Source organism: Rhodanobacter sp. G2-10 (assembly GCF_055809185.1).
Genome location: NZ_CM147900.1, coordinates 2,865,893 through 2,885,104, shown reverse-complemented (window position 1 = coordinate 2,885,104; position 19,212 = coordinate 2,865,893). Strand labels below are relative to the sequence as shown.

At 64.1% G+C, this 19,212-nt stretch carries 15 protein-coding genes; 11 read left to right on the top strand and 4 right to left on the bottom strand.

Going from position 1 to position 19,212, the window contains the following annotated elements; translation table 11 throughout:
- The first annotated feature begins 62 nt into the window (after window positions 1-62).
- A complete protein-coding gene (locus AC0L58_RS13140; RefSeq protein ID WP_473684098.1) occupies window positions 63-794 on the top strand; it encodes a hypothetical protein in 732 nt (243 codons plus the stop codon).
- Window positions 795-866: 72 nt separating this feature from the next.
- Here the strand turns inward: AC0L58_RS13140 and AC0L58_RS13135 are convergent, their stop codons facing one another.
- The gene (locus tag AC0L58_RS13135; RefSeq protein WP_473684096.1) at window positions 867-1,703 is read right to left on the bottom strand and encodes a sulfotransferase domain-containing protein; all 837 of its coding nucleotides are present in this window, start codon (window positions 1,701-1,703) and stop codon (window positions 867-869) included.
- A gap of 374 nt (window positions 1,704-2,077) precedes the next feature.
- Between AC0L58_RS13135 and AC0L58_RS13130 the strand changes: the two genes are divergently transcribed.
- The 5 genes from AC0L58_RS13130 to AC0L58_RS13110 all read left to right on the top strand — a co-directional run bounded on the left by AC0L58_RS13130 (window position 2,078) and on the right by AC0L58_RS13110 (window position 7,169).
- Window positions 2,078-2,491, top strand: coding sequence for a hypothetical protein (locus tag AC0L58_RS13130; RefSeq protein WP_473684094.1), 414 nt, complete (start codon window positions 2,078-2,080; stop codon window positions 2,489-2,491).
- Window positions 2,492-2,850: 359 nt separating this feature from the next.
- Window positions 2,851-3,234 (top strand): GntR family transcriptional regulator, encoded by a 384-nt coding sequence (locus tag AC0L58_RS13125; protein ID WP_473684092.1) that lies wholly within the window; start codon window positions 2,851-2,853, stop codon window positions 3,232-3,234.
- A gap of 2 nt (window positions 3,235-3,236) precedes the next feature.
- Complete coding sequence (locus tag AC0L58_RS13120; protein WP_473684090.1) at window positions 3,237-4,133, top strand: ABC transporter ATP-binding protein; 897 nt, start codon at window positions 3,237-3,239, stop codon at window positions 4,131-4,133.
- Window positions 4,130-5,620 (top strand): hypothetical protein, encoded by a 1,491-nt coding sequence (locus AC0L58_RS13115; RefSeq protein WP_473684088.1) that lies wholly within the window; start codon window positions 4,130-4,132, stop codon window positions 5,618-5,620. The genes AC0L58_RS13120 and AC0L58_RS13115 overlap by 4 nt, the downstream gene beginning before the upstream one ends.
- A 94-nt stretch (window positions 5,621-5,714) precedes the next feature.
- Window positions 5,715-7,169: a hypothetical protein gene (locus tag AC0L58_RS13110; protein ID WP_473684086.1), complete on the top strand. Its 1,455-nt coding sequence runs from the start codon at window positions 5,715-5,717 to the stop codon at window positions 7,167-7,169.
- Between the two features lie 20 nt (window positions 7,170-7,189).
- Here AC0L58_RS13110 and AC0L58_RS13105 read toward each other — a convergent pair whose 3' ends face one another.
- On the bottom strand, window positions 7,190-7,615 hold the full coding sequence (locus AC0L58_RS13105) for a hypothetical protein (protein ID WP_473684084.1): 426 nt from the start codon (window positions 7,613-7,615) through the stop codon (window positions 7,190-7,192).
- On the opposite strand from AC0L58_RS13105, the gene AC0L58_RS13100 reads away from it, so the two are divergent.
- The 4 genes from AC0L58_RS13100 (at window position 7,614) to AC0L58_RS13085 (ending at window position 13,695) form a co-directional block, all read left to right on the top strand.
- On the top strand, window positions 7,614-8,933 hold the full coding sequence (locus tag AC0L58_RS13100) for a hypothetical protein (protein WP_473684083.1): 1,320 nt from the start codon (window positions 7,614-7,616) through the stop codon (window positions 8,931-8,933). The genes AC0L58_RS13105 and AC0L58_RS13100 overlap by 2 nt on opposite strands.
- A gap of 56 nt (window positions 8,934-8,989) precedes the next feature.
- Complete coding sequence (locus AC0L58_RS13095; protein ID WP_473684081.1) at window positions 8,990-11,656, top strand: M16 family metallopeptidase; 2,667 nt, start codon at window positions 8,990-8,992, stop codon at window positions 11,654-11,656.
- Window positions 11,657-11,842: 186 nt separating this feature from the next.
- A complete protein-coding gene (locus AC0L58_RS13090; protein WP_473684080.1) occupies window positions 11,843-12,991 on the top strand; it encodes a baeRF3 domain-containing protein in 1,149 nt (382 codons plus the stop codon).
- Window positions 12,992-13,122: 131 nt separating this feature from the next.
- The gene (locus AC0L58_RS13085; RefSeq protein ID WP_473684078.1) at window positions 13,123-13,695 is read left to right on the top strand and encodes a GNAT family N-acetyltransferase; all 573 of its coding nucleotides are present in this window, start codon (window positions 13,123-13,125) and stop codon (window positions 13,693-13,695) included.
- A gap of 72 nt (window positions 13,696-13,767) precedes the next feature.
- On the opposite strand, the gene AC0L58_RS13080 is transcribed toward AC0L58_RS13085, so the two are convergent.
- Entirely contained in the window at window positions 13,768-14,235 is a 468-nt protein-coding gene (locus tag AC0L58_RS13080; protein WP_473684076.1) for a Dps family protein, read from the bottom strand.
- A 129-nt stretch (window positions 14,236-14,364) separates the two neighbouring features.
- Here AC0L58_RS13080 and hrpA point away from each other — a divergent pair, with 129 nt between their 5' ends.
- Entirely contained in the window at window positions 14,365-18,627 is a 4,263-nt protein-coding gene (gene hrpA / locus AC0L58_RS13075) for an ATP-dependent RNA helicase HrpA (protein WP_473684074.1), read from the top strand.
- A gap of 10 nt (window positions 18,628-18,637) precedes the next feature.
- On the opposite strand, the gene AC0L58_RS13070 is transcribed toward hrpA, so the two are convergent.
- Window positions 18,638-19,117, bottom strand: a complete 480-nt coding sequence (locus AC0L58_RS13070; protein ID WP_473684072.1) for a hypothetical protein — start codon at window positions 19,115-19,117, stop codon at window positions 18,638-18,640.
- Window positions 19,118-19,212 lie beyond the last annotated feature (95 nt).

Genomic DNA, 19,212 nt, shown 5'->3' with positions numbered 1-19,212 from the left:
ACAAATACCGTGATGGTGAGATAACCATCAACTGCAAGGTAAACAAGAGAGTGTGTGAAGGTATGCAGAAGGTGGGCGTCGAGTACGCGGTGACTGATTTTACACACACCTACACTACGCATGATCTGGTGGCCAAGCACGTCCGTGTTGGACCTCTTTACGTGAATAACGCGTACCTCGGTACCACGGATAGCGCGCCGAGCACTATCGGTGCCGCTTACCTCAAACGTCTCGGGAGGTTCGTTTTAGGCAAGCATGAGATACGCAGGCAGAGTTCGAGGCCAGCAGGTGCTTCGCAGTGCGCGCGCCTCGAGTATCACTACGGTGTCTTGGATGCGCGGCAGCCGAACCTGTTGGTCGATGTGGCAACCGATATGGGCGACTTGAAGCTGCAGTTCGATACAGGGAGCTCCTCCGGTCCGGGAATGCCGAAGACGGCGTTATTCGTATACAGCGGGTCGCACGCGGATCGCGCTTCGATAGAGGCAAATGTGTTCAAGACACAGAATGTCGGACGGACGCAGCATGGATCGCGTATTGCCATGAGGGCCAAGTTTTTCCACTTCGCCATGGCCGGCATTGCTGGGACGGAACTGACCGGACTGGTCATGTCCGGGCGTGATTATGCGTCTGGAGAGGCGGACGGAGTTCTTGGTGGCGCGTTGGTCGACCAGTTGTCGATGTGGCTGGATTTCGACCATAGGAGAGTGTGCTTTTTCCCGCCTGCTGAGGGAAACGACAAGCGTGGGTCGGAGACTTTGTCTGATGCGGCCAAAGGGGAAAGTGGCAGTTGATGTTTGTCAGGCGCCTTCCGGCTCTCCCGGTCTCAGGATCCCGAGCCTTCTTTTCACGCGAGTCTCCGGCTCTCAATAGCCGGGAGGCAGGTAGCCGAAGCGCTTCATCTGGTCGCGGTGGGCCGCGACGACGCGCTGAATCTGTTCACGGGTCAATTGTGTGCGCCATTCATTGTGGCGGCCTTTGCGGAAGAATCGTGCGCCGGTGTCGGATGCCTCGACGAAGCCGTGTTGCTTTTCCATCGAAGCGAGAGCCTGGAAATTGCTGTGCCGGATGGCGCGCTCGACGCGCGGGCGATCGTGGCCGAGGCCGGCCAGTTTCGCCACTTTGACGAAGACCTTGGCGGGCTTTTCGATCATGTCTTCGTATCGCACCACCAGCACGCGGTCATGCTTGATGTCGGCCCAGCTCTTTGCATGCAGCGACCATGAACCGAGAATCTGGCTGACAAACAGGGCATCGTTGGCTGTTGCCACGTTTTCGTTGCCGAGCCGCTCGATGGCTGCGTCGGTGTCGATGCCGAAATGGTGCGTCATGCTGATCGCGACGTCGAGCGGATTGCGCACGACACAGATCGCGCCGGCCGTCACCTGCATATTGTGCAGCGGGTGTCCGTCGAAGTTTCCGAACATGTTGTGGGTTTTCACGAAACGCGTCCCGGCGCTGCGCCTGGCAATGGCTTCGTGTACGGCCGGGCGCAGCGCGGCGATTTCATCGATATCGAGACTGCTGCTCGGCTTGCCTGCCAGGGCGCTGAACAGATCCGGATTCGCCTCGTCTTCCGCGAAGCTCGACAGCTCGTTCAGGGGCACGGGATCGGCGCGATTGGCGACAAGATTGGCAAGGAAGGCACGTAGCCAGGTGTTGCCGGATTTGGGGTATGAAGCGAGCCAGACGATGTTGCCCATGGTGTTGCCGTCAATGAAATCAGAGCCGCATCCTAGCAGTCGCTTTGCGACGCAACCAGAAGCGGAGCAGGCTTGTCGTGAGTCGGAAGGCCGGGGCGGGTGCCGAGATTTCTCCCTGGAATGCCATGATCAAACAAGACGTTGTGCACAGAGCGGGGAGCACCTGCGGGTGGTGAGGTCCTTCCACACGGGTCACGAGGCTGGCGCACCATGCGCGAGGATGAAAGATCGCGAAGGCGCCTGGGCTGCACGTCGATCGGTGCGTCTACTGCGGCGACGCAAGCAGTCCGTCGTGATGCTCTCTGCTGCGCGGCGTATTATCCACTTCGCACAATTCGTGCATCCGCTTATCACACGCTGAGGAGAAAGTTCGCATGAGCAAATGGCTGACCAGGATGTTGATCGTTTCGCTGTCGTTCGTGGCGCTGGCCGCCTGCACCTCTGCGCCGCTCAAGCCTGCCGCGCCGGTGGACGTGCCGCCGGGCCTGACCCAGGCGCAGGTCAAGTCAAGCATCATCGATGCGTTGAACGGGCGCGGCTGGACGATCGACGAGATCAAGGATGGCTCGATTGGCACCACGCTGCATCTGCGTGATCACACCGCCACGATCCGCATCACCTTCGACCGCTCGCAGGTGCGGCTGGCTTACGTGAGCAGCACCAACCTCAACTACGCCAATCGCCGTGGCAGTCAGACGATTCATCGCAACTACAACAGCTGGATCATGTATCTGGAGCAGGACATCACCCGCAACCTGCAGAATTTCAGGGCCACTCACGGCAGCTGATTGCGCGACTGAAGCCAGGGCGCCGCGGCTCTTGTGCCGCGGTGTCCTCCTGTTCCGGAAGCCTTGAGCGACGGACGCAATTTGCGCTTCGGCGCTATCAGGGAATCCCGGTTTGCGTGCGGCCGCGGGCGTTCACGCCAGTTTCCGGCTTCAACCGCATCATCCGGCTCCCGGCAGGTGCACAGCACCCGACATAGCGGCGTGTGGGACACGTTCCGAGCCGCATGGTTCTGACTGAACCTGCTGTCGAGACAGCTCCCGCCGGCTCCGAGGTACTGCGGAAAACTCCCTGCGGCCCCGACCACCATGCCGCAATTTCCACTTGACTTTGCATCAAGTGTATTGTTGTATTGATACACATGGATGCCTCCTTGTTCAATGTGCAACCGTCTTCGCCGGAGCCGATCTACCGGCAGATCGTGGAGCAGTTGCGCCGGTTGATTGCCGGGGGGCAATTGGCCGCGGGCGATGCGTTGCCGTCCGTGCGCGAGGTGGCGGGGTTCCATGCGATCAATCCGATGACCGTGTCTCGCGCCTACAGCCTCGCCGAAGCGGATGGCCTGCTGGAACGCCAGCGCGGCAAGGGCATGGTGGTGGCCAGTGTGCGCCGCTCCAACCTGTCCGAGAGTCATCGGCTGGCTTTGCTTGAGCCGCAACTGGAAGCGCTTGCGCGACATGTGCGCGAGCTTGAATTGCCTGCCGAGCCGGTGCTGGCTCGGCTTACTCGTCTGATGGGGAGTTGAAGATGAATGCGATGCTTCGCGAGATGAAGTCCGCCGACAGCGCACCGCTGGTGGCACGGGAGCTGACTCATTGCTATGAGGGCAGCAATGTTTTGTGCGGTGTCGATCTGGCCTTGGAGCCGGGCTCGGTGCTGGGCCTGATCGGGCGCAACGGCGCCGGCAAATCCACCTTGATCCGCGCCATGCTCGGGCTGTTGGAGCCGTTGTCCGGCGAGGCGTTCGTGTTCGGTGAGCCGGCGCTGAAGCTTTCCGATGCCGCCAAGGAACGCCTTGCGTATGTGCCGCAGCAGCCCGAGGCGCTGGCCTGGCTGACCGCGCAGCAGATGCTGGATTACGTGGGTCGTTTCTATCCGCGCTGGGATCAGGATTTTGCGAGAAACACGCTGGACCGCTGGAAGATCCCGTCGAACAAGGTGATGGCGAAGCTGTCACCGGGCGAGCGCCAGCGGGTCGATCTGATCCGCGCGCTGGCCTCGAATCCCGATTTGCTGGTGTTGGATGAGCCGGCCGCCGCGCTCGATCCGGTCGCGCGTCGCGAGCTGCTGCGCGAGATCGCCCTGCGTGCCGGCGAGGCCGGCGCCACCGTGCTGTTCTCCACCCATATCGTGTCGGACCTGGAGCGTGTCGCCTCCACGGTCGCCTTTCTGCATCAGGGCAAAGTGCTGATGCATTGCAGCGTCGACGAAACCAAGGAGCGCTACGGCCGTCTCTGGCTGCCCGCCAGGTTCAGTGTCGTGGCACCGGCGCAAAGCCTGAGTCGGCGCCACCACGAGGACGGAAGCCTCAGCCTGGTGGTCGAGCGTGATGCACAAGGTCAATGGCCGGAAGCTGCCAGCCTGGAAGGTGCGCGCGTCGATGCGCTGGGGCTGGAGGACTTGTTCGTCGAGATCGCGGAATGAAAACCTGGCGGCTATTGGCGCTGCCGGGTCACGCGCTGTCGAAGACGGCGAGTCTGATCTTGCTTATCGTGGGTGTGGCCGTGTGGTCGATATCCGTCACCGTGACGGGAGTGATCGGTGCCGACGCGCAGACTTCGACCGCAGCGGTGCTGAATACCGCACACGCCTGGGCCGTGATGAACGCCTTGGCTTGGGTCGCGTTGTCCAATACCGTGCTGCTTGCCCGCGACGCACGACACTGGCGGCTGCCGCGACTTGAGCGGCGCGCCATCGCCAGTCTTGCCCTGTACGCGCTGCTTGGTGTGCTGCTGCCCGACGCGCTGCTGTGCTGGATGCATGGCGGTGCACTGTCCGTGTTGCTGCTGTTGCTGATCGGCGCGGGCCTGGGCATGGCCTACGCGCTGCTGCCGGCCTACCTCTCTGCTTTCGTGCTTTTCGCACCGTCGATTCGTGCCGGCTTGTCGACGTGGCTGCCGTTGCCTGCCGCTGGCCAGCCCGGCTTCGTCACGTGGGCCGGGCCCTTCGCCATCCTGCTGTGTGCTCTGCTCGCGTGGCGTTGGCGCGGACTGCAGCGCGGTGACCATGCGCTGGATCGACCCAACGGTCCGATGTTGCTGTTGTTTCGGCAGGCCATCTGGCGCTGGAGCGGACATGGTTCCGGTAGCGTAGGTGATTGCCGCGCGCCGGGGCGGGGCCCGCGCTGGACGCAACCGACGGTGGACTTGCGCGATTGCGGTCCTGGCCATCCCACCACGAATCTGCGCGTGGCGCTCGGCGGTTGGTGGATGCCGCAAACCCGGTCCAGCCGTGCGCGGCAGCTGGTTCTGCTGCTCGCCGGTGTGCTGGTGGGTGCCATGTTCCTGATGCTGCAATCCCTCGGCGATGCGCACGATCATGTGGCCGACATTTGGTCTGACTTGGGTGACGTTGGCAGCGTGCTGTTTTTGGGCACCTTGTTGAGCGTGATTATTGCGTTGTACACGGTTCGCACGTTGTACCAGCGCTGGAGCCGCACCGATGCCGAACTGCCCCTGTTGGCCTTGCTGCCCGGGCTGACGGGCGCAGGCTCGGCCAAGCCGGCCTTGCTGCGCGCCAGCTTGCTGCCGTCATTGTGCGGCCAGCTCGCGCTGGCGCTGCTGATGCTGTTGATCGCCAGCAAGGCTGGCTGGATCGACGAGGCCATCGTGCTGCTGATGCTGGGACCGATCGGCAGCGCGGGGTTGATGTGCAGCTTCACGCTGATGCTGTTCGGTGCCGGGCCGTTGCGTGGACGGGGTCTGGTATGGGTCGGCGGCGCCGCCTACCTGTGGATCTGCGCTACCGCCGGCGGTGCATTGTTCCAGCAGCATCCTTTGAGTTTCGGCCCCGTGGCGCTCTCGCTGCTGGCGCTGGGCTGGTCCGCGCTGTTCGTGGCGCTGCTGTGGCTGGGTCGGCGCGGCTGGGCAATGTTGCAGCAGCGGCCGCACCCGTTTCTGGTCAATCGATGATTGCCCTTCGCGCCAAGGCGATGGGCATATCCCGCCTCGCTCATCTCGAGGCCCCGAACGCTGCTTTCGGAAGCTTGTGCAGGGAGGATTCGAAGTGAATATCAAGGACGCATACCTGTTGCCATGGCGGATGACGCAGAAGGGCATCGGCTGGATCGAACTGGCGTTTTTTGTCCTGGCGCTGATCGTGGCGACTTTCCTGGCGATCTTTTCCCACGAGCCACACTTGTGGATGGATCTGGCTGCGCTCAGCGGTGTTGCACTCGCGTTGATCCTGCCGCTGTCAATGAATGCCGCGGTGCTGCTCAGTGTCGATGCGCACCAGTTGCGCCTGCCCGGTGTACAGCGAGAGGCGGTGGTGGGGGTATGGCTCAATGTATTGGTGGCGGCGCTGCTGCCGACACTCGTGCTCGGCGGTCTCTTTGGTCACACCCTTGCGATCGCGGTGATCATCGCCGTGCTGGTGGTTTCCGGCCTTCTGTACGGGTTGCTGCCGCGCATGGTCGGCATGGTTTTCTATCTCGCGTTCGTGGCGACCCTGTCCGGCGGCTTGTGGCGCCGCTGGCTGATCACCATGGGCTCTCACGATTTCGATGTGGCATGGCTGGCGTTGGCCGTCGGGGTCATGCTCGTGATGCTGTTCTGGCGCCGTCTGGTACGTGCCTCGGACCCGCAAAAACTGTCGTGGCACAGCCCGATGGTGCTGCGCCTCGGGCGCGGCCGGGGTGCGGCGGCGGGACGCGTCGGCAGCTCGCAGATCCATCGTCGGCCCGACTGGTTGCAGGCGCGTGGCGATTTGCGCCGCTGCGGCCCGGGCCACCCGGTGACAAGTTTGCGCATGGCGCTGGGCGATCCCTACATGCCACTGACTGCCATGGGCAAGCTGCGCCGTTACGGGGTGTTGGTGGGCACGGTTGCCTTGGTGGGCGCGTGGGTCGTTTTTGTGATCGTGAGCGATGGCGAATCGCTCGCGCGGATATGGAGTGGTGACGGGCTGGTCCTTCTGCTGCTCGCAGGCGGCGGGGCGATCGTGATGACCTCGCTCTTGTGCCTCACCAGTCTCACGATTCGCTGGAGCCGGACCAACGCCGAACTTCCGCTGCTTGCCTTGCAGCCGCAGCTCGGTCACGACGTCAAGGGTGACCTGCTGCGTGCCGCGTTGGGGCCACCGCTGCGCAAGTTGCTGCTGGCGGCCGCGCTCGTGCTTGTCGTGCTGCCCCGCATAGGGTTGCGCCGCGACTTGTACGCGCTGTTGCTGGTGGTTGGCGCAGCAGGTTTCGTGATTACTTTCGGCTTGCGCATCCTGAGTCATTGCCGGTTGCAGCGATGGGAGGCACGTGCAGCCGCCATCCTCGGCTTCGTGTTGTTCGTGGGCACGCTCATCGGCGGCGAGTTGTCCATCGACCTGCACGGCGATCCGTTCGTCATTAACCTGGTGTGGCTCACGTTGCTGGCCGGCTGGATTGCCGTGGCGGTGATGTTGTGTCGGTTGGGGCGCCGCGCGTGGCAAGTGTTCGCGCGGCGACCGCATCCGTTCCTGGTCAGGTGAGGAGATCAGGATGAATTGGGTCAGTCTGAAACCGTTGGCGCGAGGCTGCGCGCCTTCATGGGTGGCGCACGAATCCATCGTTTGCGCGCGAGCCAGCCTGCTGCGCAATCAATCCGGAGTGCCGCGCATGTTGGTTGGCGCTGCGCATCAGCGCGGAACGGCGTTGTCTTTAGCTGACATCGACGGGTTACTGCCTTCGAGGCGGATGCTGCCGCGAACGCATGCGGGCGATGCGCGCCTAACAGCGGCATCCGCGCAGATCGTTCAATCATCAACGCGAGCATCCATGTCATGAATTTCTTTCGAATCCTGTTGGCACCCTGGATGGCCGCGCCGCGATCATCGCGATGGCTGGCCGTATCCGTGCTGGCATTGATGGTCGCAGGGGTCGCGTTGGGTCGAACCTTGGCCCCTGCGCAACATGAGCTGGCGTTCAGCGCGGCCATGTTGGTAACAACCAATGCAGTGTTTTGGCTGTTGTTGATGCCGAACGGCTTGCTGTTGACGCTCGCGGCGCGTCAGCTGCGTCTGCCGGGAGTCAGTCGCGACGTGGCGTGGAGTCTGCCGTTGTATGGCGCGCTGTGGATCGGCGTTCCGATGCTGTTCCAGTTCCCGCAGGGGCATGTGTCGGAATTTGCCGTGATGCAGCTGTTGGCAGCCACCGGTGCCATGTTGTTCATGGTCATGCCGGCCTATCTCTGGTTGACGTTGTACCTGGTCTTCCTGATTTTTCATCGCGCGCTGAGCCATGTCATTCCGATGCCCGGGCTGTTCGATGCGCGCTTCGTGCCATGGGCTGGCACGCTGGCTGTCGCATTGGTGCTTGTGCTCGCTTGGCGCTGGCGCCGGTTGCAGCGCGGCGAGTATCCCCGGAAAGGATGGCTCGCGCCTAATTTGATCAATCTGCGGCTCGGCAGATCGGCGTCATCAAGCGATCCGCTGGCCGACGCGAGCTTGATTCGTGCGCGGCCCAACTGGTTGCTGGCGCGCCCGGATTTGCGTGGCGTCGGTCCGCGGGCGCCGGGCAAGTCGCTGCGCACCGCATTGGGTGGCGTGTACCTGCCGCAAACCATCATGGGTCGCCTTTGTCAGTGGGTTCCGGTGGTCCTGTTCGTGGCGGCGTTCGGGCTGATCTACTTTGCGCTCACGCTCGACGATCAGGGCTTTTCGCGTGCCTGGCATTACATCTTCAGTCGCGACGGTTTTCACGCGTTGAGCTGGGTGTTTGCGGTATTCAGTCTGGCCGTCGTGATGATGCCGGTTGAACTATTGACGCTGCGCTGGAGTCGACCGAACGCCGAGCTTCCGTTGCTGACGTTGTTGCCCGGGTTGAATTCGGCACAACGTGGCAAGTCCGTCCTGCTGCGCGCGGCGATTGGTCTGCCGGGCATTCGTCTGGGCTTGCTGTTGGCGGTGGGTTGGATCGGTGCGGCCAGCGTGGGCAGCGGATGGTCGGTGGGGCCGCTGATGCTGGCGATTGCGCTGGGTTGCCTCGGCTATCTGCTGGCCATGGTGCTGAGTGTTTTGGGCGGCAGCCCGTTGCCCGGTCTGGCCAAGGTCGTGCTGATGATCGGCCTGTCTGGGCTGATGGGCCTTTCCATGCTGTTGCCGCAGATATGGAACGACTGGAGCGCACGATCCGTGGCCCAGGCGGAAGGCGTGTTGGCGACGGGTTGGATCGTGATCGCGCTGATCCTGTTCTGGCTTGCCCGCCGCGGCTGGCATGGATTGCAGCAGCGGTCGCACCCGTTCCTGCCCAATTGAATTCACCTCGGGACGCGGGGGTCGCGTCTGCTTTGCTCAAACAAAAGGACCTATGGATGAAGAAGCGATTCGTACAACTGACGGTGGCAATCTCCCTCGCGCTGGCTGCAAGCGGTGCCATGGCTGCCGGGAGCGACGCCGACGTCACTCGTGCCACGCTCGACAACGGCATGCGCGTGGTGATCGTGCGCGACACGCTGGCGCCGGTGGTGGCAACCGAGATGAATTATCTGGCCGGTTCGAACGAGGTGCCGAAGGGCTTTCCCGGCACCGCGCATGCGGTCGAGCACATGATGTTCCGCGGCAGTCCCGACCTCAGCAAGGATCAACTGGCGGCGATCGCGGCGAACATGGGTGGTGCGTTCAACGCCGACACCACGCAGGGCGTGACCCAGTACTACTTCGTCGCGCCGGCGCAGGATCTGGACGTGGCGCTGCATGTACAGAGCCTGCGCATGCGCGGCGTGGACATGGATCAGGCGGCCTGGGCGAAGGAGCGTGGCGCGATCGAACAGGAAGTGTCGCGGGACATGTCCAGCCCGACCTACAAGTTCCAGACCCAGCTGATGGCGCAGATGTTCGACGGCACGCCGTATGCGCATACGGCGCTGGGTACGCGCGGTTCGTTCGACAAGACCACCGCGGCGATGCTCAAGCAGTTTCACGACAGCTGGTACGTGCCCAACAACGCGATCCTGGTGATTGCCGGCGATGTCGATCCGGTCGCCACGCTGGCCAAGGTGAAGCGCGAATTCAGCGACATCGCGCGCAAGACCTTGCCGGCGCGGCCCACGTTCGATTTCAAGCCGGTGCAGGCGAAAACCATCAAGCTGCCGACCGACAGCCCTTATGGACTGGTGGCGGTCGCCTATCGGTCGCCGGGTTTGCGCTCCAGCGATTACGCCACGTCGCTGGTGTTGAGCCAGGCGCTGGGCTCGCAGCGCGCGGCGCTGGCCGGCATGCGTTTTGACGGCACTGCGCTGTATGGCGGTTTTGCAGGAAATGCGATGCCGCATGCTGGCGTCGACTATGCATTGGCAGCGTTCCCCAAGGGCGGTGATCCGCAGCCGATTCTCGAGCGCATGCGCGGCATCCTGGCCGAGGCGGCCGCCAAGGGCGTCGATCCGGCCCTGGTCGAGGCAGCCAAGCGCAAGGCGATTGCGGCGCTGGAGTTCAAGAAGAACTCGGTGGATGGCCTGGCCAATGCCTGGTCCAGCGCCTTGTCGATGCAGGGACTGGAATCGCCCGACGCGATGAAGCAGGCGGTCGAGGCGGTGACGCCGGCCGCGGTGAACGCGCTGGCCAAGGCCACGTTCGATCCGACCCACGCAGTGACCGCGATCTTGACCCCCGAGAGTTCGGGCAAGCCGGTTGCCGGCAAGGGCTTTGGCGGCGCCGAGAGCTTTGCTTCCAGCCCGGACAAGCCGGTGACCTTGCCCGACTGGGCAGCGAAAGCGTTTGCCCAGCTTGAGCTGCCGCGGTCCAGCCTGAAGCCGGTCTCCTACACCCTGGCCAACGGCCTGCGCGTGATCGTGCAGCCCGAGACCATCAGCGACACCGTGGCCGTGTACGGCCAGATCAAGACCAACCAGGATCTGCAGGCGCCGAAGGGTGAGGAAGGTGTCGCCGACGTACTCGCCGGCCTGTTCCCGTTTGGCACCACCGACATGAACCGGCTCCAATTCCAGCAGGCGCTCGATCAGATCAGTGCCCACGTCAGCGCCGGCACCAGCTTCTCGCTGGCGGTGCCTTCGGCGCATTTTGCCGAGGGCATCAAGCTGCTGGCCGACAACGAGCTGCATCCGGCGTTGCCGGCGCGGGCGTTCGCCGTCGTGCAACACCAGACCGCCGCGGCCGTGGCCGGGCAGTTGCAGTCGCCCGCGTTCCTCACCGGGATGGGCCTGCAAAAGGCGCTGCTTCCGGCGCACGATCCCTCCTTGCGCCATGCCACGCCGCAGAACGTGATGGGGCTGAACCTGGACAAGGTGAAGCAGTACTACGCGCAAACCTTCCGTCCCGACATGACCACCATCGTCATCGTCGGCAAGGTCGATCCGACGCAGGCCAAACAGGTGGTCGAACAAGCCTTTGGCGGCTGGAAGGCCGAGGGCCCCAAGCCGGATGTGGATTACGCCGCCGTGCCGGCCAACAAGCCTGGGCAGTTCAACGTGCCCGATAGCAGCGCCAGCCAGGACAGCGTGCAGATGGAACAAATCATCGACGTCACCAGCCACGACCCGGCGCGCTATGCGTTGTACCTGGGCAACGAGGTGCTTGGTGGCGGCTTCTACGCATCGCGCCTATACCACGACCTGCGTGACAAGCGCGGGCTGGTCTACACCGTAGGCACCGGATTCGACCTGGACAAGCATCGCGGCACCTACTCGGTGTCCTTCGGCGCCGATCCGGACAAGGTCGCGGCGGCCAGCAAGATCGTGGTGCAGGACTTGAAGCAGATGCAGCAGGCGCCGGTGACCGAAACCGAGCTCAAGCGTGCCAAGGGCATCCTGCTGCGGCAGATCCCGCTGGGCGAATCCAGCTTCGGCGCGATCGGTGGCCAGTTGCTCAGTCTGTCCATCGAGGGCAAGCCGCTGGATGCGATGACGATTGCCGGCGAGCACTACCTCAAGCTCACCGCCAAGGACGTGCAGCATGCCTACGCGCAGCACATCCGCCCGGACGGATTCGTCATGGCGGTGAAGGGGCCGGCACCGAAGGGTTGAGGATGGCCCGAGTCACTTTCCGCTCGCGGGAAGTGACTCGGGCGCCGCGGGCTTGACGAAGGATGTCGGCCTCCGTGTCAGCTGCGAAGTGATGTGTGCCGATGCCCGCGTGGGAGCTTGAATTGCGTCGCCATCGGCCAGATGTCTGACAGGAGGGGGAAACCGCAGCCGAGGAGTTTGTCGACCGTGGATCTGCTTGCCAATGATTATCCTGATGTCATCCTGGCCGATCGTGCCGGACCTTGTTTGTCGCTGTACCAGCCGACGCATCGTCGGCACCCGGAGAACCTCCAGGATCCGATCCGCTTCGGCAACCTGGTCAAGCAATTAGCCCAATCCCTGCAGAAGAAGTATCCGCAACGCGATGTCGCGCCGCTGTTGGCGCCGCTGCACGCGCTGGCGAAAGACAGCAGGTTCTGGAATCAGAGCCTGGACGGACTGGCCGTGCTGGTGGCGCCGGATTTCCTGCGTGTCTACCGACTGCAACGACCGGTTGCCGAGCTCGCCGTGGTTGCCGACAGCTTCCACACCAAGCCCTTGCTGCGCATCGTGCAATCCGCCGACCGCTATCAGGTGCTGGGCTTGAATCGCCACGAGGTGCGCCTGTTCGAAGGCAATCGCGACAGCGTGGATGAGATCGAGCTGGCGCCGACGGTTCCGTCGACCCTGGCAGATGCGCTGGACCGCGATATCGAACGGGAACGCGCGATCCGTACCCACGGTCCGGTCAAGCACCAGACGATGGGGCGCCACGGCGCCAGCGACGTGAAGCAGGACGCCATCCGGGCGGACACCGAGCATTTCTTCCGCGCGGTGGACCGCGCCGTGCTCGAGCATCACTCGCGGCCCACGGGCTTGCCGTTGTTGCTGGCTGCGATGCCCGAACACCATCACCTGTTCCGTGAGATCAGCCGCAACCCGAACCTGCTTGCGGAGAGCATCGATGTCCATCCGGACGACCTGACGCTGGATGCCCTGCGTGAGCGCGTATGGGAACAGCTGCAGCCCCATTATCTGAACCGGCTTGCCGGTCTGGTCGACCGCTTTCATGCGGCGGTCCCGCGTGAACAGGCTACCGACGACCTGGCCATGGCGGCGAAGGCAGCCGTCGCTGGTCGTATCGACACTTTGTTGCTTGAAGCCGAACGTCATGTGGCCGGTCGCATGGATGCCAGCAGCGGGGCACTGTCGCTCGGAGAGCTGGATGATCCGGAGATGGACGATGTGCTCGATGATCTCGGCGAACGCGTGCTGGCCGCCGGTGGCGAGGTGGTGATGGTGCCCGTCGAACGCATGCCGACGCGCACCGGGCTTGCGGCGATCTACCGCTTCTGATGGCACGGCAGCCGGCATCGCCTTCGTCGGTCGATGCCGGCCCCGCGCTTGCGATCAGGGTGCTGGAACGGGGCGAACTGGACGCGGCCGCGGCACTGCTGGCCGACGGCATGCGTGACAATCCGTTGCACGTGAAGGTGTTCGGTGGCGGTGTGACGCGCCACCGACATCGCCTGTTGCGATTCCTGCGCCAACTGCTGCTCCACGTCCATGCGAACGGTGCGCTGCTGGGTGCATTTGCGGACCAGGAGCTGATCGGCGTGCTGGGCATGATGAAGCCAGGCCGCTGTCGTCCGTCAACACGAGAAATCCTGCGCATGGCCGGCGCGATCATCGTCAGCAATCCGCCGCTCGGCGTCTTGCGCATTCATCGTTGGCTCAAAACCTGGGCGCGCAACGATCCGCAGGAGCCGCACGCCCACGTGGGCCCGCTCGCGGTATCACCCGCGTGGCGGAGGCAGGGGGTGGCGCGGGCATTGATGAATCGGTGCTGCCGGCATCTCGACGCGCAAGGCCAAACCGCCTGGCTGGAAACGGATCTGGCGATCAACGTGGCCTTCTACGAAACGCTGGGATTTGTCGTGGTTCGACAGGAATCCGTGTTGGGCGTGCCCAACTGGTTCATGCGGCGGGAGCCCGGGATACGGACTATCGCAGCGCCTGGCCGCGACAAGGCGGGCAAAGCCCGCCCTACAACGCCGTAGGGCGGGCTCCGCCCGCCAGCTTTGTTGCGTAGGGCGGGCTCTGCCCGCCGGCCATCGATGCACCGCCGCAGCCTAGCGCAGCAGCGAGCGCAGCATCCACGCAGTCTTCTCGTGATCCATCAGGCGCCCGGTCACCATGTCGGCGGTACCTTCGTCGCCCGCGTCGTTGGCTGACTTGATGGTGTCGCGCGCGGTTGCGGCGGCGATTTCGTGGCCCTCGACCAGCTGGCTCACCATCTCCTTCCATTCCGGCACGCCGGACTCTTCCTTGATCGAGCTGAGCTTGGCGAACTGGCTGTAGGAGCCGGGGGCGAACACGTCCAGCGTGCGGATGCGTTCGGCAACTTCATCGGCCGCTGTCCACAACGCCACGTACTGGGTTTCGAACATCTGGTGCAGGCTGTTGAACTGCGGGCCGGTCACGTTCCAGTGGAAGCTGTGCGTTTTCAGATACAGCGAATAAGTGTCCGCCAACAGCTTGGACAGATGCTTGGCGACCGCTTCACGGTCCTTCCTGGCGATGCCGATTGAAATGGCCATGTGTTGCTCCTTCCGGGTGGGTGAATGCAATGGATCAACGGTAACGGGCGGGTGGGCGCGTGTGAAATGAATCCTTCGGATGCCGCCGATAGCCGGTGACTATCGGGTCGGCTGGCGCCAGCCGCTATCATGCGCAGTCCGATGAACGACAAACACTCGCCGACGCCCACCGCCGCCGCCGATCCAGGCCTGCGCAAACTGCGCCGACAACTGGATGCAGTCAGCAGCCGCGATTTCGGTCGCCTGCTGGGACGCTGGCGCACGCTGTCGCGTCGACCCGACGAAAAGAAGATGGGGGCGCTCATCGCCGATATCGAGCGCTCCGCGGCCAAACGCCGCGCACGCGCCGCGGCCAAACCGGTCATTCGGCTCGACGATGCGTTGCCGATCAGCGTGCGCGCGGACGACATCGTCAAGCTGATCCGCGAACATCAGGTGGTGGTGATTGCCGGCGAGACCGGTTCGGGCAAGACCACCCAATTGCCCAAGCTGTGCCTGGCTGCCGGCCGCGGCGAGGCCGGCATGATCGGTTGCACCCAGCCACGCCGGTTGGCCGCACGTTCGATGGCGCGGCGCGTGGCCGAGGAGCTGGGCACGCCACTCGGTGAGGTCGTGGGTTTCCAGGTGCGTTTCACTGACCAGGTCTCGGAACGCAGCCTGATCAAGTTCATGACCGACGGCATCCTGCTGGCCGAAACACAGGGCGATCCCTGGCTCAGCGCTTACGACACCTTGATCATCGACGAGGCGCACGAGCGCAGTCTGAACATCGACTTCCTGCTCGGCTATCTCAAACGGCTGGCCATCAAGCGACCGGAGCTGAAGATCATCGTGACGTCGGCGACGATCGACACGGCGCGTTTCGCCGAGCACTTCGGCGGTGCGCCGGTGGTCGAGGTGGAAGGACGGGCGTATCCGGTCGAGCTGCGCTGGCGGCCGGTCAACGACACTGTAGGAGTGCACCCTGTGCGCGAACGGCGGGCACAGCCCGCCTCGCAAGAGCAACAACAAGAGCATCGCGCACAGGGTGCGCTCCTACAAGAGCGTCGCAACCTGCAACAGGGCAGCGCCGAACACATCGCGGCCGTACTCGACGAGATCAGCCACGAGGACCCGCGTGGCGACGTGCTGGTGTTCCTGCCCGGCGAGCGCGAAATCCGCGACGCGCACCAACTGCTGTCGCGTCGGCAATATCGCGAGACCGAAATCATGCCTTTGTATGCGCGGCTCTCGGCTGGGGATCAGGATCGCGTGTTCAAACCCGGCGTGAAGCGCCGCGTGGTGCTGGCCACCAATGTGGCCGAGACCTCACTGACCGTGCCGCGCATCCGCTACGTGATCGACACCGGCACGGCGCGCGTCAAGCGCTACAGCCAGCGCAGCCAGCTCGAACGGCTGCACGTGGAGCCGATCTCGCGCGCGGCAGCCGACCAGCGCAAGGGCCGCTGCGGCCGGGTCGGGCCGGGCATCTGCTTCCGGCTGTACGACGAAACCGACTTCGCTGGTCGCGATGCATTCACCGATCCCGAATTGCTGCGCTCGTCACTGGCCAACGTGATCTTGCGCATGCTGGCGCTGAAGCTGGGCGAGGTCGACGAGTTCCCGTTCCTGGATGCACCCGACCCGCGCGTGGTCGCCGATGGCTTCCGCCGGCTCACCGAGATTTCCGCGATCGACGACCAGCGAAAACTCACCACGATCGGACGCATGCTGGCGCGCCTGCCGATCGACGTGCAGCTGGCGCGCATGCTGGTCGAGGGCGAGAAGTTGCATGCCTTGCGCGAGCTGCTCACCATCGTTTCCTTCCTCAGCATCCAGGACCCGCGCGAGCGTCCTGGCGACGCGCGCCAGCAGGCTGACACTGCGCATGCCGTGTTTGCTGATCCGAAATCGGACTTCATCGGCGTGCTGAACCTGTGGCGGGCCTACCACGACGCGCATGAGGAGTTGACCCAGTCGAAGCTGCGCGACTGGTGTTCGCGGCACTTCCTCAGCTTCATGCGCATGCGCGAGTGGAGGGAGTTGCATCGGCAGTTGTTGGTGGTGGTCGAGGAACTTGGCTGGCGACTTGGTACTGGCGGCTCTGCTCCTTCTCCCCCGCGAGGAGAAGGTCGGGATGAGGGGACACGATCGCGACGAACTCCGGGCGCCCGGGCGGCGATTTCACGCAAGAGCGCGGGCGGCCGAGATTCCGGCGAGCACCCGCCCCTCACCTCAAACCTCGTCCACCCGCAAAGAGACTCCGTCCGGTCGCGGACGGGCAAAGGAGGCGAACGCAAGGAGCGCGACGTGGACCAAGAGACAGCGGCCGATCGCCGTTTTGAGGCGATCCATCGCTCCTTGTTGGCTGGCCTGCCGACCCAGGTCGGCCGCAAGGACGAGAAGGGCGTCTACCAAGGCACGCGCGAGCGCAAATTCCATGTTTTTCCCGGGTCCGCGTTGGCCAAGGCGCCGCCGAACTGGGTGTTTTCGGCGCAGATCCTCGACGTGGGTGGGCGCGTCTGGGGGATGGCGAATGCGCGGGTGGAACCGCTGTGGATCGAGCAGCAGGCGGAGCACCTGCTGCGCACGCAATGCCGCGATCCGCACTGGTCGAAGAAGCGCGGCTGCGTGGTGGCGCATGAACAGGTCAGCCTGTTCGGCCTGGTGCTGGTGGAGAAGCGCCCGGTCACGTTTCAGCAGCAGGATCCGGCATTGGCCCACGCGATCTTTCTGCGCGAAGGGCTGGTACGTGGCGACATCGACACCAAGGCGGATTTCGTCCGCGCCAATCAGCGCGTGCTGGAGGAAGCGCTCGGCATCGAGGCCAGGCAGCGCCGTGAAGGGTTGATTCGTCACGAAGACGATCTGGTCGCGTTTTTCGAGGGCAAGCTGCCGGAGGAGATTGCCAGCGGCCGCGCACTCGATGCGTGGTACCGCAAGGCGCGCCCGGCCGAGCAGGCGGCGCTGCGCTGGTCACTGGACGAGGTGATGGGCGGCAGCGCCGGGCTGGATGCGAAGGCATTTCCAGCGTCGCTGGACATGGATGTCCGAGTGCCGCGAGCGCAGGACGCGCAGGAGCGACCATCGGCCGGGGCAACACAAAAGTACAAGTTGGAGTACCGCTTCGTGCCCGGCGACGAAGCCGATGGCGTGACCCTGCAGCTGCCGCTCGCCATGCTCAACGCCGTGCCGGCCGCGCGCTGCGAATGGCTGGTGCCGGGCCTGCTCGCCGACAAGGTGGCCGAACTGATTCGTGGCCTGCCCAAGGCGCTGCGCCGCAACTTCGTGCCCGCGCCGGACTTCGCGCGCGCTTTCGTCGAGGCTGAAGCGCCGCGCGACGAACCGCTGGCCAAGGTACTGGCGGCCTTCCTGAAGCGCGCCACCGGTGTGGCGATCGGTGCGGACGAATTCGCCGCAGTCGAACTGTCGCCGCATTTCCTGATGCGCTATCGGCTGCATGATGAGCGGGGCAAGACCCTGGCCAGCAGCCGTGATTTGCTGGCACTCCGCGGCCAATGGGAAGGCCGGGCGCGCGAGGCTTTTTCGCGCAAGACCGATATCGAGCTAACGCGTGAGGATGTGGCCAGTTGGGATTTCGAGGCAATCCCGGCGCAGGTGCGTTCGGACAGTGGCCTGGTCGCATGCCCGGCACTGGTCGATCTGGGCGAGACGGTGGCCTTGCGCGTGTTCGAGCGCGATGACGAAGCGCGCGCAGCACACCGACAAGGTGTGGTGCGACTGCTGCGCAATGCCTTGGCCAGCGAGGCGAAACAGGCGCGGCGTCGGCTGCCGATCAGCAACGCGATGGGGTTGCAGTATGCGCCGCTCGGCAGCGTGGACGGCTTGCGCGAAGACCTCGTCGAAGGCGGATTCCAGGATCTGCTGGCCAGCCATGCGCTGGATGTGCGCACTGCTGCCGCGTTCGAGGCATTGCGCTCGCAATGCTCGCGCGAGCTGTTCGGTGCCGGTGTCGAACGCCTGAAGCTGGCCGAGCCGATTGTCGAGGCCCAGGCCGAATTGAAGCCCTGGCTCGATCCACCGCTGCTGGGTTTTGCCCGTGCCAGTTACGACGACATGCATGAACAGCTTCATGCGCTGCTCACTGCCGGATTCCTGCGCGAGTTGTCACCGTCGAGATTGAGCCACTACCCACGCTACCTGAAAGCGATGCGCCTGCGCGGCGAACGGCTGCGCCAGGATCCGGCGAAAGACCAGCAGCGGATGCTGCAGGTGATGCCGTACTGGCGTGCCTACCTTCACCATCGCGCCGCGGGGGCGGCGCCGGCGGACCTTGCCGAACTGCGCTGGCTGATCGAGGAATGGCGCGTGTCGCTGTTCGCGCAGGAGCTGAAAACCGCCGAGCCGGTGTCGGCCAAGCGGCTGGCCCGGGCGCTGGCGCTATGGGACTGAAACCTCGGTGTCAGCGAACCCGCTCCACGTGCACGCTGCCATTGCAACCGGAGACGTACATCAGCCAGTTGCCCATGAACGACGGCTTGACCTTGGCTGGCGGGTTGTCCGCCGTCATGCACTGCACGGTATCCGAACCGATCTGTTGCCACACCTGACCGTTGTCCAGGGTGTATTCGTTGTTGCCGTCCCAGCCACTGAAATGCCCCTTGATGCGGGCATTGATCTTTTCACGCTTCACCTTGTCCGGGTAGAACACCGGCTTGCCGCCGGAATCCACCATCTTGACGGTGGTCTTGGTGTGTTTGCTCAGCCAGTTGTCCAGGTTCTGCAATTCCTGCGGCGAGAGCTTGTCCAGGCCAGCGGCGTGGAATTCGGCGCTGCTCATGCGCTGCTGCAGTCCGTTGGACGGCTGCTGTGTCTGTGCATAGACACCGCCCAGGGGAAGAATCAGCAGCAGCGACAACAGGTGGCGGGGACGGATCGGCATGGACGAATTCCTCTGAATGCGAGCGGCGAACATTGATTCTGCGCGTGAACTCACGACAAGCCAAGCGTGCAGCCGAAAACCGCTGCTGCGCGCGT